Annotated in this window: 10 protein-coding genes; all 10 read left to right on the top strand. The window is 42.3% G+C overall.

The window, feature by feature from the left end:
* Window positions 1-17 precede the first annotated feature (17 nt).
* The 10 genes from BM380_RS03885 to BM380_RS03840 all read left to right on the top strand — a co-directional run bounded on the left by BM380_RS03885 (window position 18) and on the right by BM380_RS03840 (window position 15,425).
* Window positions 18-422, top strand: a complete 405-nt coding sequence (locus tag BM380_RS03885) for a F0F1 ATP synthase subunit epsilon (RefSeq protein WP_090493015.1) — start codon at window positions 18-20, stop codon at window positions 420-422.
* Between the two features lie 9 nt (window positions 423-431).
* On the top strand, window positions 432-761 hold the full coding sequence (locus tag BM380_RS03880; RefSeq protein WP_028835813.1) for an AtpZ/AtpI family protein: 330 nt from the start codon (window positions 432-434) through the stop codon (window positions 759-761).
* 4 nt (window positions 762-765) lie between these two features.
* Window positions 766-1,089 carry an ATP synthase subunit I gene (locus BM380_RS03875; RefSeq protein ID WP_051686703.1) on the top strand — a complete coding sequence of 108 codons (324 nt, stop codon included), beginning with the start codon at window positions 766-768 and terminating at the stop codon, window positions 1,087-1,089.
* A complete protein-coding gene (locus BM380_RS03870; RefSeq protein ID WP_090493013.1) occupies window positions 1,079-1,774 on the top strand; it encodes a F0F1 ATP synthase subunit A in 696 nt (231 codons plus the stop codon). Before BM380_RS03875 ends, BM380_RS03870 begins: the two co-directional genes overlap by 11 nt.
* 44 nt (window positions 1,775-1,818) lie before the next feature.
* Window positions 1,819-2,100, top strand: coding sequence for a F0F1 ATP synthase subunit C (locus tag BM380_RS03865; RefSeq protein WP_033102680.1), 282 nt, complete (start codon window positions 1,819-1,821; stop codon window positions 2,098-2,100).
* Between the two features lie 3 nt (window positions 2,101-2,103).
* Window positions 2,104-2,925: a F0F1 ATP synthase subunit delta gene (locus BM380_RS03860; protein WP_090493011.1), complete on the top strand. Its 822-nt coding sequence runs from the start codon at window positions 2,104-2,106 to the stop codon at window positions 2,923-2,925.
* A complete protein-coding gene (locus tag BM380_RS03855; RefSeq protein ID WP_090493009.1) occupies window positions 2,909-4,462 on the top strand; it encodes an alternate F1F0 ATPase, F1 subunit alpha in 1,554 nt (517 codons plus the stop codon). Before BM380_RS03860 ends, BM380_RS03855 begins: the two co-directional genes overlap by 17 nt.
* A 5-nt stretch (window positions 4,463-4,467) precedes the next feature.
* The gene (locus BM380_RS03850) at window positions 4,468-5,355 is read left to right on the top strand and encodes a F0F1 ATP synthase subunit gamma (protein ID WP_090493008.1); all 888 of its coding nucleotides are present in this window, start codon (window positions 4,468-4,470) and stop codon (window positions 5,353-5,355) included.
* 291 nt (window positions 5,356-5,646) lie between these two features.
* Entirely contained in the window at window positions 5,647-6,378 is a 732-nt protein-coding gene (locus BM380_RS03845; protein ID WP_028835806.1) for a Crp/Fnr family transcriptional regulator, read from the top strand.
* Between the two features lie 278 nt (window positions 6,379-6,656).
* A complete protein-coding gene (locus BM380_RS03840) occupies window positions 6,657-15,425 on the top strand; it encodes a glycoside hydrolase family 94 protein (RefSeq protein WP_090493006.1) in 8,769 nt (2,922 codons plus the stop codon).
* Window positions 15,426-15,505 lie beyond the last annotated feature (80 nt).

Raw genomic sequence — 15,505 nt, 5'->3', positions numbered from 1 at the left:
AACTAGAGGTGATTAAAATGTTCTCATCAAGTATGTCATTAAAAATATTGTTGCCATACAAAGTTTTTGCGCAGCACGCTGAGGTTAAACATATTGTCGCCATGACCCGCTACGGTGCCTTTGGCATATTAGCCAACCGGCTTGATTGTGTGATGGCGTTATCGGCGAGCATATTAGAGTGTGAGCTTAATGATACGCAGCGTATATACATTGCAATTGATGAAGGCATGTTGGTTAAAACAGGCAACCGTGTGTTTATTTCAGTTCGAAATGCTGTGACTGGTTTGGATTTACATCAGCTACGACGTGCTGTTAATAAACAGTTTTTACAGCAAAACGAACAAGAAAAAATATTAAGCAGGGTTTTGGCAAAAATGGAAAGCCGATTCATTCGCGGATTAACCACGTTTAATCAAAGATAAGGCGCTCGCGTGAACAACAAAAAAAGTACCAAAAATAATCGCCCTACATCAACGTTCACTCGGCAGATCAGAAAAGTTGCCTTACGTAAAATCAGTGTCCAAGATTATGTGTCTAAAACCGTGTGGTCTGGTTTGGGCATGATGGGATTAATTGGTTGGTCGGTGGTTTTGCCTACTATGGTAGGCATTGCAATTGGGCTTTGGATTGATGAACGCTACCCCAGTGAACATTACTGGACACTTATTCTACTCGTGGTTGGCTTATGCTTAGGCTGCTTTAATGCTTGGCGCTGGTTAGATAAAGAAAATAAACATATTCATGACCATAAGGATAGCTAACAGCATGATTTATTTAAGCAGTGTCTTGTTTGAATTATTAACGGCGCTTTTAAGTGGCGCATTATTAGGCATCGTTTTTTTTAGTGGATTATGGTGGACCTTAGTCAAATTACCGACAAGTAAATACCCCGTGTTACTTTTTGCATGTAGCTTTGCAATCAGATCAAGCACCGTTGTTTTAGGTATTTACTTAATGTTAGATAGTAGCTGGCTTAGATTAAGTGCACTGCTGCTGGGCTTTATTGCTATTCGAATCATTGCAACGGGTTTTATAGTGCATTTACAGTCTAGCCAACCGGCTAAAAATAATATTCGCTATGCGCCTTAGTCCGGATCAAATCATTTATTGGCAAATGGGCTTTATTAAGCTCAATGCAACGCTTGTGTTTACATGGGCGGTGATGCTGATTTTAGTTATGGGCTCGGTAATCATCACCCGAAAACTATCTATGGGGATGCAGCGCGCTCATTGGCAAAATATAGTAGAAATAGTGGTGCTCGCAATCATAAAACAAATAGAAGAGGTGGGGTTAAAAGATGCGCGTAAATATATCGGCTTTTTAGGTACCTTATTTTTATTTATTGCGATGTCTGCATTATGCACCATTATTCCTGGGTTTGAGCCACCAACAGGGTCTTTATCAAGTACGGTTGCTTTAGCCTTGTTTGTTTTTGTATCGGTGCCGTTTTTTGGGATCCGGCAACGCGGAATACGTAAATACTTTCGTAGTTATATCAAACCAACATTCATTATGCTGCCCTTTAATATTATTAGTGAGGTGTCGCGCACTTTGGCATTAGCCGTTCGTTTATTTGGCAATATGATGAGTGGCGCGATGATCGTTGCTATTTTACTTAGCGTTACGCCTTTGTTATTTCCCATTGTTATGACCGCCTTAGGGTTACTGATGGGCATAGTTCAAGCCTATATCTTTTTTATTTTAGCCAGTGTTTACATTAGTGCGGCAATACGTAAACAGCCTGCTAAAGCACAACCGCCACCCAAAACATGATGTTTAAAAGCGGTGTTTATTTATCAAATAATGAGGATTGTAATATGGATAGTTTAACTTTAATTGCCGTTGTTTCTATTGTAACAGCGGGCTTAACCATTGCCCTTGGGGTTTTAGGTCCTTCTCTTGGTGAAGGTAAAGCCGTTGCGGTTGCTCTTTCTGCACTGGCACAGCAACCTGACGCATCGCCAACAATAACGCGTACCTTATTTGTCGGGTTAGCTATGATTGAGTCAACCGCAATTTACTGTTTTGTGGTCGCGATGATTTTACTGTTTGCCAATCCGTTTTGGAGTTTTGCAATTACTCAAGTCGCTGGGCAATAAGCGATGTTAATTGACTGGTTCACGGTGACCGCACAAGTTATCAACTTTTTGATTCTCATTGCATTACTAAAACGCTTTTTATATCAACCGATCCTCAACGCGCTTGATGCCAGAGAGCAGCATATTGCTAAAGAGCTCAATGATGCCAGTAATAAAAAACAACAAGCAGAAGACATTTTTGATGATTACGTTAATAAAAACACGCTGTTTGAGCAACAACGCACAGAGCGTTTAGCGCAGTTAACGCAAGAGATAAACACGCAGCGCACTGAGCTGTTAACTAAAATGCAAGCGCAAGTTAAAGCGCAGCGTGATAGGCAAACTAACGCGCTTAAAAATGAACAAGCTAACTTAAAGCAAACACTTGTTTTGCGCACTCAACATGAAGTATTTGCTATTGCTCGTAAGGTACTGGCTGAAATAGCCAATGACACATTGGAAACACAAATAACGCGTTTGTTTATTGAGCATTTAATATCATCAGATGAACCTCTATTCGATACTTTCACTGCTTTAGAGCAGCCAATGGTGATTAAAACTGCTTTTGTACTGCCAGCAGAGCAAAAATCACGATTAACTAAAGCACTGAAAGCGCGCTTTAATAATAACTCTCTTGTCATACAATACGTGGATGACTCTGAGTTACTGTGCGGTATTGAGCTGGCCGCTCAGGGTTATAAAATTGCATGGAGCATAGAAGAGTATCTTAATGCGATGGTTAAAAATATCGAGCAAGGCTTATCTCAAACGACGAGTCATCATAAGCCATCAAATAACGCTGATGTTTCTGCCTCTGAGAAAAAATCAAATGAACCCCATACATAATTGGCTAAATGGCTCGTTTGATGAGGCTTTTGCTGCACTAAAACATGTGCGCCACTCATCCTCTCAAGCACTGCAAATTAATGAAATTGGCACCATTGTGAGTATTGCAACCGGCGTTGCAAAAATTTCAGGCCTACCTAATGTTGGTTTTGAAGAAGTATTACTGTTTCCCAAAGGGATTGTAGGTATTGCTTTTAACATTGACGAGCATAGTGTTGATGCCGTGCTATTAGGCGATTACTGGCACTTAAAAGCCGGTGATGAAGTTAATCGTGCAATGCGTGTGGTTGATGTACCAGTAGGTGAGAGCTTAATTGGTCGTATTATTAATCCTCTTGGTGAGGTTTTAGATGGTAAAGAAAGTTTAGCTGCTGAGCAGCGTTACCCAATAGAGCATCCATCTGCAGCGATTATGGAGCGTGCGCCGGTAACCATGCCATTGCAAACAGGGATTAAAGTAATTGATGCACTTATTCCTATTGGCTTGGGCCAAAGAGAGCTTATTTTAGGAGACCGACAAACCGGTAAAACAGCGATTGCACTCGATACTATTTTGAATCAAAAAGGCCAAAATGTTATTTGCGTTTATTGTGCAATCGGTCAACGAGCGTCGGGGGTTGCCAAAGTGATTGCTCAGCTCAAAAAGCACGATGCGTTAGCGTATACCATCGTCATGGTTACCCAAGGCAATGCACCGCCAGGCCTGGCTTATATTGCACCATATGCAGCTACGAGTGTGGCTGAGTATTTTATGAATCAAGGACGAGATGTATTAATTGTTTATGATGATTTAACTCATCATGCCCGAGCTTACCGAGAGCTGTCTTTATTATTAGGGCGCCCCCCCGGGCGAGAAGCTTTTCCGGGTGATATTTTTTACATACATTCACGTTTATTAGAGCGCTCTACACATTTGTGTGCCTCTTTAGGAGGGGGGTCATTAACGGCTTTGCCCATAATAGAAACTCAAGAGCAGGATATTTCCGCCTATATCCCAACTAACTTAATATCGATTACGGATGGGCAAATATATTTATCGCCCACGTTATTTGAACTAGGGGTATTGCCCGCCATTGATGTTTCTAAGTCAGTCTCTCGTGTAGGGGCCAAAGCACAAAAAAAAGTATACCAAAGTGTGGCGGGCGAGCTAAAACTTGCTTATGCCCAGTTTGAAGAGCTGGAGAACTTTGCGCGTTTTGGCGCTCGTCTTGATGATGATACGCAAAAAATTATTGAACATGGGTTACGCATTCGAGCCTGTTTAATACAAAGTGAATTTACTCATGTGAGCATGCTTGCGCAAGTTGCCATTTTACTGGCATTAAAAAATAATTTATTTGATGCTATTTCTTTAGTGCAGATGGCCAAAGCGCAAATGTTAGTCGCGAACGCGGTCGTGGATTTACCCCATGAGGTGGCTGCTCGCCTAAGCAGTACTGAGTCTATAAAAGACACTGATCTGGCCTTAATAGTAAGCCTTGCCAAAGAGGTGCTGAGTGATTTCAGCGCTACTAAATCTTCACATGAGGATGGGTAACCATTATGAGTGATAACATGGTTAGTCTTCGCCATAAAATAGCCAATGCGGATGACTTAGGTGGGGTTGTTCGCAGCATGAAAACCATGGCGTCATCAAATATTAGTCAGTATGAAAATGCCGTTGCCGCATTAGATGATTATTACCGTACGGTTCAACTGGGTTTAACAGCGTGTTTGTTAAAACAGCCAAATAATATGACCGACAAGAAAGCCCCAGGTTTATTAACGGGTGTTATTGTGTTTGGTTCAGATCAAGGATTGGTTGGCCAATTTAACGATATGATGAGTGAGTTTGTAGTTAAAAAGCTCAAAACGATTCACGGTGAAAAAATACTCTTTACTGTAGGCGAGCGTGTTCAAGCGCGGTTAATTCAGGCAAAGCTTAATGTGAAAAGTAACTTTAGCTTACCAAATACCATTGATACTGTTAGTGTGCTGGTGGGGCAAATATTGATGCAAATAGATGCATTACGCGAACAGGGCGAATTGGGGCATGTTTATGTGTGCCATTATCACCCACAAAAGGGCGCACTTTATCAGCCTGTGTGCGAACAGCTGTTACCCATACAGCAAAGTTGGCAAACAAATTTAGCTAACGTGCACTGGCCAACAAATAACTTACCGCAAACTTTACCTAATCACCAATACACGTTTCGTTGCCTAATTAGAGAGTATCTATTTGTAAGTTTGTACCGCGCCTGCGCTGAATCATTAGCAAGCGAAAACAGTAGCCGGTTAGCCGCAATGCAACGGGCACAAACCAACATAGAAGAATTAAAAGAAAAATTAAGTCAAACCTATAATCGCTTACGTCAATCGAGTATTGATGAAGAGCTATTTGATATTGTCGCCAGTTTTTTAGCACTAAAAAAATCAAATCCTAATGGATAGCCAACGACTAGCTACTTATTAAATATAAAAAGCTTGCAATGTGGTTAAAAAGCGAGCAGCGTTAAAGGAGGGCAATAATGGTTATAAAAGCACTGCTTAATTGACTCGTTTTATTAAACCGAGAAAAGCAGTAAATAGTTTTATGCTGCAATCATAAAGCGAAGATAATACAGCAACTATTTTGTTACTCGTTTTAAACATAATTTAAGTGAGCTGTATAACGGTTATTTTACATAACAACACAGTTTGCCCTTAAAGGAGATGCGTTTTAATCTCAAGGAATATAAGATCATGCATGAGCTACCCCATACAACCGACACGTATTTAAAAAATCATTTATTGGCTGCCTTGCCACAAGATGTGCAAGAGAGGATCTTTCCATACATAGAAATAGTCCCGTTACCTTTGGGCAAGGTGTTATACGAGCCTGGAAATAAGCTCGCCCATGTGTATTTTCCTATCGATGCAATTGTATCTTTGTTGTACGTGATGGAAAACGGCTCCTCAGCAGAGATATCCGTAGTGGGTAATGAAGGTGTTATCGGCATTGCATTATTTATGGGAGGCGGGAGTACTTCTAGTCGAGCCATCGTACAAAGTGCTGGCAGTGCTTATCGTCTTAAAGGGTGTCGATTAACTGAAGAATTTAACCGCCATGGTAAATTACTCGATCTTATGCTGCGTTATACTCAATCACTGATCACTCAAATGGCGCAAACAGCAGTATGTAATCGCCATCATTCAATTGATCAGCAGCTTTGTCGTTGGCTGTTACTCTCTTTAGATCGCTTACCTGATAATCACCTAACCATGACCCAAGAACTTATTGCTAACATGTTAGGTGTGCGTCGCGAAGGGGTAACCGAAGCAGCAGGAAAATTACAAAAACTAGGCGTAATTCATTATCAGCGAGGTCATATCACGGTACTTAATAGGAAAAGGCTAGAAGAGCTAAGCTGCGAATGCTATGAAGTAGTAAAAACAGAGACCGACCGTTTACTGCCTTATATGAAAAACCCCTAACTCTCCTTTTTTAAATTCTAATTTATTTAAAGGCCTAACTTTAGTTTAGGCCTTTCGCCGTCTTGGCATCACTCTCCTTAATTTGCATGACTATGTATGCTATCGAACAGACTGTTTGTCACTCAAACCGATAGGATGGAATACGTAAGCTAGCATCTTACTCCTCGATTTACGCTGCTAATCACTCATCAAGCAAGACTGTTTATATGAGCCGATTGTTTTGGCGTAACACATTGTTTTTATAAAAATATCATAAATGCACTCAGGGTAAGAGTATTATGCAATCTATATTGGATTTAATATTTAGGCGTAAAAAGTGTGACCCTCTTTGGAGCAGCACAGATCCAGTTCGAGAAGAATTATTTGGGGTGGAGCGTCTTGAAAAACACGCAACCAGTTTGGCAAAAGCACAGCAAGTTGCCAAGCATGCTCCTAGGGTCATGTGTTTGCGAAAACGGGTTGATGAAAACGCGACTGCTTTATTAAATGCGTATCAAGATAGCGCCGCAGAGATAGCACGAGGCAGTGTTGTCGTGCCTGCTGCAGAATGGTTATTGGATAATTACCACCTTGTAGAGCAGCAAATACGCGAAGTTCGCGACGACTTACCCGCGCATTACTACCGCCAACTTCCTAAACTATTGAACGGCCCATTTAAGGGCTACCCACGTGTGTTTGGTTTAGCTTGGGCTTATGTAGCCCATACCGATAGCTTAGTTGAACAAGAGAGTCTGATCCGCTTTATTCGTGCCTATCAAAAGGTGCAACCATTAACCATTGGTGAATTATGGGCTGTGGCAATCACCCTGCGGATTGTTTTAATTGAAAACCTGCGTAGATTAGCCGATCAAATTTCATTCGGTAGAGCGCAACGAGAAGAAGCTGATCGGCTAACACAAACATTATTAGAGACGCAAAGTACACAAGCAACGTTTCAAGCCGAAATACAAAACCGCTCAACCCAACCCCTCTCATTAGTATTTGCATCACAACTTGCAAAACGGTTACGAGATCAAGACCCCAAAACAACCCCTGCACTTGAATGGTTAACACTGCGTTTGTCAAAGCAGCAGCTAACAATAGACAAAATTGTTAAGCTTGAACAGCAGCGCCAAGGTGCTTCTAACGTCAGTATACGCAATGTGATCACCAGTATGCGTTTGATCTCTGATATTGATTGGGCGGATTTATTTGAAGCGGTGAGTTTAGTTGATCAACAGTTGAATCAAAATACGCTATTTAGTGCCATGGATTTTGCTACGCGCAGCCTTTATCGAAGTGCCGTTGAACAACTTGCACGTGGATGCAACTATGATGAAGTTGAAATTGCTAAACGAGTCATTGAAATGGCTAAACAAAGTGCAGCTACCCCTAGCGATTGTTTAGGCGAAGAGCAACAAATAGAGCGTACGCGTATACAAGAGCCCGGTAACTATTTAATCGGAGAAGGCCGGCTAAGCTTTGAAAAATCAATAGACTATAAGCCAACCATACGCTTGTTTATGCGCCGCCTACATCTTCGATTAGGAGTAACCGGTTATATCGCATCAGTGGCAGGGCTTGCACTGGTAATCCTCTCTAGCGTATTTTTATATGCTGAATTTTTAACGCTTAGCACAACACAATTGATTTTATGGTTTGTCATTGGGTTTATTCCGGCAACCGAGGCCGCCACTACCATTGTTAATCGCTTAGTCACGTGGCAATTTGGCTCAATGACACTACCTGCGTTAGCGCTTAAATCGGGTGTGCCAAGCTCACTGCGTACATTAATAGTGATCCCCACCTTGCTAACCAACAAAGCGCAATTACTTGAACAAATAGAGCGCTTAGAAGTGCATTATTTAAGCGGTATTGAGGGTGATGTGAGTTTTGCATTACTCACCGATGGCTTAGATGCCGAGCAACAAAGCCTAGCTAGCGATGAGGTTTTACTCACCTTAGTAAGCAATAAAATAAAGGCGTTAAATGAGCAATACACCAAGGGAGAAAACAGTGCGCGGTTTTTACTGTTACATCGCAAGCGTTTATTTAATGCGCAAGAAAATACATGGATGGGGTGGGAGCGAAAACGTGGCAAGCTTCAAGAGCTAAACCGCTTATTACGCGGGGCAACCGATACCAGTTATATTGCGGTTAATGGCGTACAGCCAAATGTCCCCGAAGGAGTGCGCTATGTGATCACACTCGATGGGGATACCCGATTACCTCGCGAAAGTGCATTAAGGCTAATTGGTAAAATGGCTCACCCATTAAACCGTCCTCGGTTTGATAGCAATAAGCAACGTGTAGTGGCCGGTTACGGTATTTTACAGCCACGGGTGACTCCTTCACTCTCAATTGGTAGCGAAGGGTCTATTTATCAGCGTACATTTTCAGCCCCCGGTGGCATTGACCCATATACGGCGGCAGTATCCGATGTGTATCAAGATTTATTTGGCGAGGGATCATTTACCGGTAAAGGCATTTATGATGTCGATACCTTTAATGCCACACAGGGTAACCGTGTGGCTGAAAATACCATGCTTAGCCATGATTTATTTGAGGGCATTTTTGCGCGAGCAGGGTTGGTTTCTGATGTTGAAGTTGTTGAGGAGTTTCCTGCCCGTTACGATGAAGCGCAAAAACGTCAGCACCGGTGGATACGTGGCGATTGGCAATTATTGCCTTGGATTTTTAGTAAATTTTCCGATAAAAGAGCGGTTAATTATTTAGGACGATTAAAACTTGTTGATAACCTACGTCGCTCACTCATCGCACCCGCAACGATACTCGCATTTGGATTATGTTGGCTGCTGCCATTCCCTTTAGCTATGATAAGTACCATGTTATTACTTAGCAGTATTGCAATTCCATCGTTTATTTTTTGTTTATTTTCAATCATTCCCCATCATTCAGGTATTGATCCGCAAAGCCATTTACGCCGATGGCTAGAAGATTTACAACTGGCATTAAACCAAACACTTTTATCTATAGTATTTTTAGCCGATCAGAGTTGGCGAACCATTGATGCAATTATGCGTAGCTTATCGCGCTTATTAATCACTCACAAAAATTGCCTTGAATGGACCACCGCTGCACATTGCAGCAGTGAGTCACGGCTAGGATTTTGGGGGTTTTATCGCACCATGTTGCCCAGCCTATTAATGGTAACGGTAATTTTGAGTGGAGTACTGATACTTAATCCTGCAATTTGGGTTATAGCGCTGCCTTTTGCTATTACATGGTTTTTGGCGCCTGCAATTGCTTATTGGGTAAGTCGAGCTCCAGCGTTAATACACATTAAAAAATTAAGCGAAAATGAAACCCTATTGCGCCATACCGCGCGACGAACATGGCGTTATTTTGAAACCTTCGTGAGCATCTCTGACAACATGCTGCCGCCCGATAACTTTCAAGAACAACCAAAAGCGGTTATTGCTCATAGAACCTCGCCGACCAATATTGGGCTTTATTTATTATCGTGTATTGCCGCGCGTGATTTTGGCTGGGCAGGGCGAGTAGAGACAATCGAGCGACTAGAAGCGACCTTTATCACACTGCATAAACTGATTAAACACAAAGGCCATTTGTTTAATTGGTACGATACGCAAACATTAATGCCGCTTTTACCAGAGTATGTTTCATCAGTAGACAGTGGTAATTTGGCTGGGCACTTAATCACCTTGGCCAATAGTTGCGATGAACTAAAAGTAACGCCTGCAAGTGACTATATACGTGCTGGATTACTCGATAATATTCAACTGGCACGCCAAGCACTTATCTCTAATAAACTAATAATGCCAACAGAGCCGCAGGCTTCGCAGGTTAGCGTATTAGCAGACCCTGATCTTAAAACGCAGTTAATGACATTGATTGATGATATAGAAAACGCCATAGTGAGCGCGCAAACCCTCGAGTCAGAGTTACCATCATTAATCACCTTAACTCATCAAGCCACTCATTTAGCCGTTGAGTTATCAGGGCAAATTAAACAGGAAAAACATCACAAAGCTGCAGCTGAAGCACCCATAGATTTATTTTATTGGCTTAACGCTTTAAGTAATCTACTGATGCAGCAACAAATTGATAATGCACTTTGTGAGCAACAAACGAATGAGCTTAATACACGAATAACAACCCTCAGTAATGCAGCCAGAACAATGGCCATGGCCATGGACTTTAGCTTTTTGGTTGACCCGCAGCGAAAGCTACTAGCGATTGGTTTTTCGTTAACTGAAAACTCACTAGAAACCAGCTGTTATGATTTATTAGCCTCAGAAGCACGTTTAGCGAGTTTATTCGCTATTGCCAAAGGCGATATTGCCACCAAACACTGGTTTAGACTGGGGCGTACATCCACGCCGATGGGCAGAGGCTCCGCGCTTATTTCGTGGTCTGGCTCTATGTTTGAGTATTTAATGCCTTCGTTAATTATGCGTGCACCAGCGGGGAGTTTATTAGCGCAAACAAACCAATTAATTGTAAAATGCCAGCAAGAGTATGCAGATAAGTTAGGCATTCCGTGGGGTATCTCTGAGTCGGGGTATAACGCACGAGATATTGAATTTACCTATCAATATTCAAATTTTGGCGTACCAGGACTGGGTTTAAAACGGGGCTTGGCAGATAACACCGTGATTGCACCTTATGCAACCGGGTTAGCTGCCATGGTCAATCCACAAGCGGCAGTTGATAATTTTAAGCGTTTAAATGAGATGGGCGCCTGTGCGCGTTTTGGTTTTTATGAAGCGCTAGATTTTACCCCTTCAAGGCTGCCGTTAGAAAGCACATTCGCGCTAGTTAAAAGCTATATGGCTCATCATCAAGGCATGACCATAGTGTCTATCGCTAATACCTTAAATAACAGCCAATTTAGACAGCGTTTTCATCAAGAGCCAATGATCAAAGCCTGTGAGTTATTATTGCAAGAGCGGGTGCCAAGGGATGTATCAACCAGTCATCCGCGCGCTGAAAAGGTAAACGTATCGTCTTCATTCCTTAACTCAAACACGCCCAAAGTGCGGTATTTAAATACTGCTGAACAGGGGCCGCCTATGACGCATATTTTATCTAATGGCCATTATAGTGTGATGTTAACGCCAACTGGTGCAGGGTATAGTCATTGGCGCGATACTGCCATTACGCGCTGGCAAGAGGATGTTACCTGTAATAATTACGGCAGTTTTATTTTTTTAAAAGATATTAACAGCGGTAAGTTATGGACGAATGGCGCTCAACCGCTTGGCTGTGAAGGGCATCATACTAGTGCAGAATTTGCAGAAGACCACGCACAATTTATACATCATGATGCATCTTTTACCACCATCACCGACATTTTAGTCTCTGGTGAAGATGACAGCGAAGTGCGGCGTGTATCATTAAATAATAATGGCCATAATGAACGTGATATAGAGTTAACCTCCTATTTTGAATTAGTACTAAGTAGCGCTAAAGCAGATAATGCACACCCGGCATTTAACAAAATGTTTGTACAAACCGAATATCTAGAACAATACAATGCGTTAATTGCCACCCGACGTACACGCGAAGAACACGAACCTGAAATTTGGGTGGCACACTTTGCTGTTGTTGAGGGCGAAGTGTGTGAGCCAGTGCAATATGAAACCGACAGAGCACTATTTATTGGTCGAGGTAATACATTGGCCGACGCCACGGTACTTACACATCATGGCGCACGGCAAACAGCAAAAAACAGCGCTATAAATGAGTATGAATACGCCAGTAAAGCGTTGTCTAATTCAGTGGGCACTGTGCTTGATCCTATTTTTTCACTGCGTTGTCGCGTACATGTTAAAAGTGGAGACGTTGTTCGCGTTGCATTTTGGACGATGGTCGCTTCTTCTAAAGCGCAGTTAATTGATTTAATTGACCGTCATCATGATCGAAATGCATATGAACGTGCAAAAACGTTAGCCTGGACTCAAGCGCAAGTTCAACTGAGGCATTTTGCTATTAGTGCATCGGAGGCGGCAGATTTTCAGCATTTATCGGCACCGATTTTATATGCAGATTTACGTTTTAGAGCGCCCGAGGCTGTTATTCAGCGAGGGGTCGAGAGTCAATCAATGCTCTGGACTTATTCCGTTTCCGGTGATTTACCAATTGTATTGATGCATATTGATGATGTGCAAGATATCCCGCAGGTTAAACAATTACTGCGTGCTCAAGAATACTGGCGGATGAAATGCCTTCATGTTGATATTGTAATTATTAACGAACATGTAGGTTCCTACAGACAAGAACTACAAACAGTATTAGAAACCGCAGTACGAAGTATTCAGCCCAGTGATAATTTTAACGCAGGCTTTGATACTCAATCAGTACAAGGCACGGTCCATATTTTACGTGCGGATTTAATTACAGTGCAGGCCGCTGAGTTATTAAAATCAATTGCCAGAGTGGTGCTGATTGCGCATCGAGGAACAATCGCCGAACAATTGGCTTTTATTCCCAAGCCTCATGTATGGAATAGGCAAGCTCATCCAGGGTTAAAACTCGCCTCTTCAAGCACTAATGTATCGGGGGAAGTATTACTGACATTATTAAAAAATAGTTTGGAATTTTTTAATGGGATTGGTGGTTTTTCGGATGATGGTCGCCAATATACCATTATTTTAAAATCAGGGTTATCGACCCCTGCGCCGTGGATAAATGTGATTGCTAATGCTCAGTTTGGTTTTCATGTAGCAGCTGAAGGGGGTGGGTATACTTGGTCTGAAAACAGTCGCGAAAACAAATTAACCCCGTGGAGTAACGATCCTGTGTCAAACCCTTCAGGAGAAGCCATATACATTCGTGATGAAGACACCTTTGAGTTATTTACCGCGACAGCATCGCCTTTAAAGCATCATGCTACTAATCAAGACGCTTTTATTACTCACCATGGGTTTGGTTATAGTCGGTTTGAACACCAAGCCGATAAACTGTCCTTATCATTATTACAGTATGTGCCGCTGGATGATCCAATAAAAATTTCGCGCTTAACCTTGCACAATAAATCATCGTCGCGACGACGTTTACGTATTACACATTATACCGAATGGGTGCTGGGTATTAACCGAAGTGAGTCTGCGGCATCGATCACCTGTGAGCTTGATGCCAAAACGAACGCTATTTTTATACAAAATCGGTGGAATACAGCGTTTGGCAATCGCGTGGCCTTTACCGATTTAAACGCTATGCAAACCCAGTGGACAAGCGATCGTACTGAGTTTTTAGGGTGTAATGGCAACATGAGTTCGCCTGCGGCACTTCTGTGTAATACGCCGCTATCTAAAAAGTTAGGGGCGGGTCACGACCCCTGTACAGCGCAGCAGTGCGTGATTGAATTAGCACCTGGAGAGTCAAAAGAAATTGTTGCTTTTATTGGTCAATGCGCATCAGCTCAAGAAGCAAGCGAATTGATCAGTCGATATCGCAAAATAGACTTAAATAGCGTATTTGATGAAGTCACCTCACACTGGCATAAAACGTTACACGCTGTGCAAGTTAAAACACCCGATAGAGCAATGGATATCATGCTTAATGGCTGGCTGTTATATCAAACAATTGCCTGTAGGATGTGGGCGCGTTCTGCTTTTTACCAATCAAGTGGCGCGTATGGATTTCGCGATCAATTACAAGATTCACTGGCACTTACCTTTGCATCGCCCGCACTGAGTCGGGCGCATATTATCCGTGCAGCAGGGCGTCAGTTCATTCAAGGTGATGTACAACATTGGTGGTTACCGCATTCTGGGCAAGGTGTGCGCACGCGTATTAGTGACGATAAAATATGGCTTGCGTATACAACCGCAAAATATGTATTAACCAGTGGCGATAACAGTATTTTAGATGAAAAAGTTGCATTTATAGATGGCCCAATACTAACGGATGAACAACATGAAACGTATTTTCAAGCAAAAACATCTGATAGCGCAGCAAGTTTATTTGAGCATTGTATGCGCTCAATCGAGCACGGGATAGCGCAAACAGGTGAGCATGGTTTACCGCTTATTGGCACTGGCGATTGGAATGATGGCATGAACCGAGTGGGGGCAAAAGGCAAAGGCGAAAGCGTGTGGTTAGGCTGGTTCTTGATAAGTACCATTGAGCTATTTTTACCTTTATTAAAAGCGCGAGCGGATGAACCGACAACGTCGCAAAGTTCAACCGCTAATGAATCATCCCCTGTAATCACCAATATGCAGCGTGCAGCTAATTTAGAAGATTATGTAGATACTTTAAAACACAATATTGAAGCATACGCCTGGGATGGGCAATGGTATCGACGAGCTAGTTTTGACGATGGTAGCTGGATTGGGGCAAAACCAAACAAAGAATGCAAAATTGATTCTATTGCGCAGTCATGGGCGGTGCTATCAAAAGCGGCGAATAGTAAGCGTAGCAAAACCGCGATGGCCGCGGTTGATAAGCATTTAACCTTGGATAAAGAGCCGCTGGTTTTATTATTTACACCGCCATTTATAAATAGCCAACCAGACCCTGGCTACATTAAAAGCTACCCTGCGGGGCTTCGTGAAAACGGGGGCCAATATAGCCATGCTGCAATGTGGTTAATATTGGCACATACCCAACTAGGGTATGGCAATAAAGCGCACGATTTGTTTTGTATGCTCAACCCAATTAATTATTCATCTAATAAAGAAAAAGCATACAAATACAAAGTTGAGCCCTACGTGCTTGCAGCCGATGTGTATTCTGTTGCTCCTCATTGTGGGCGAGGCGGGTGGACATGGTATACCGGTGCCGCATCTTGGATGTACAGAGCCGCCATGGAGGGGATTTTAGGAATTTACCGAGAAGGCAGCATTTTGATTGTTAATCCGTGTATTCCAAGTGATTGGAGCGATTTTGAGGCCAAGGTTAATGTTGAAAATACCCAGTATGCAATAACCGTTCATCAAAGTGGGGGGGCTGCTAAAAAAGTTATTAGTGGTGAACTAGATGGCAAATTACTCGCGTTATGCGATGGCCTCATACGCGCGCCATTAGATCAAAAAGCGCATGCGCTAAACGTTGTTATTAAATTGGAAAAAACATAAACGATAGCAAAACTTACATACACGTTATAAGTGTGGGTTAAATAGCAGGGGAAATGTATGAATAATACCTCTAGCTACTT

Source organism: Pseudoalteromonas sp. DSM 26666 (genome assembly GCF_900116475.1).
Classification (GTDB): Bacteria; Pseudomonadota; Gammaproteobacteria; order Enterobacterales; family Alteromonadaceae; genus Pseudoalteromonas; species Pseudoalteromonas tetraodonis.
This window is presented reverse-complemented; position numbering and strand designations above follow the sequence as displayed.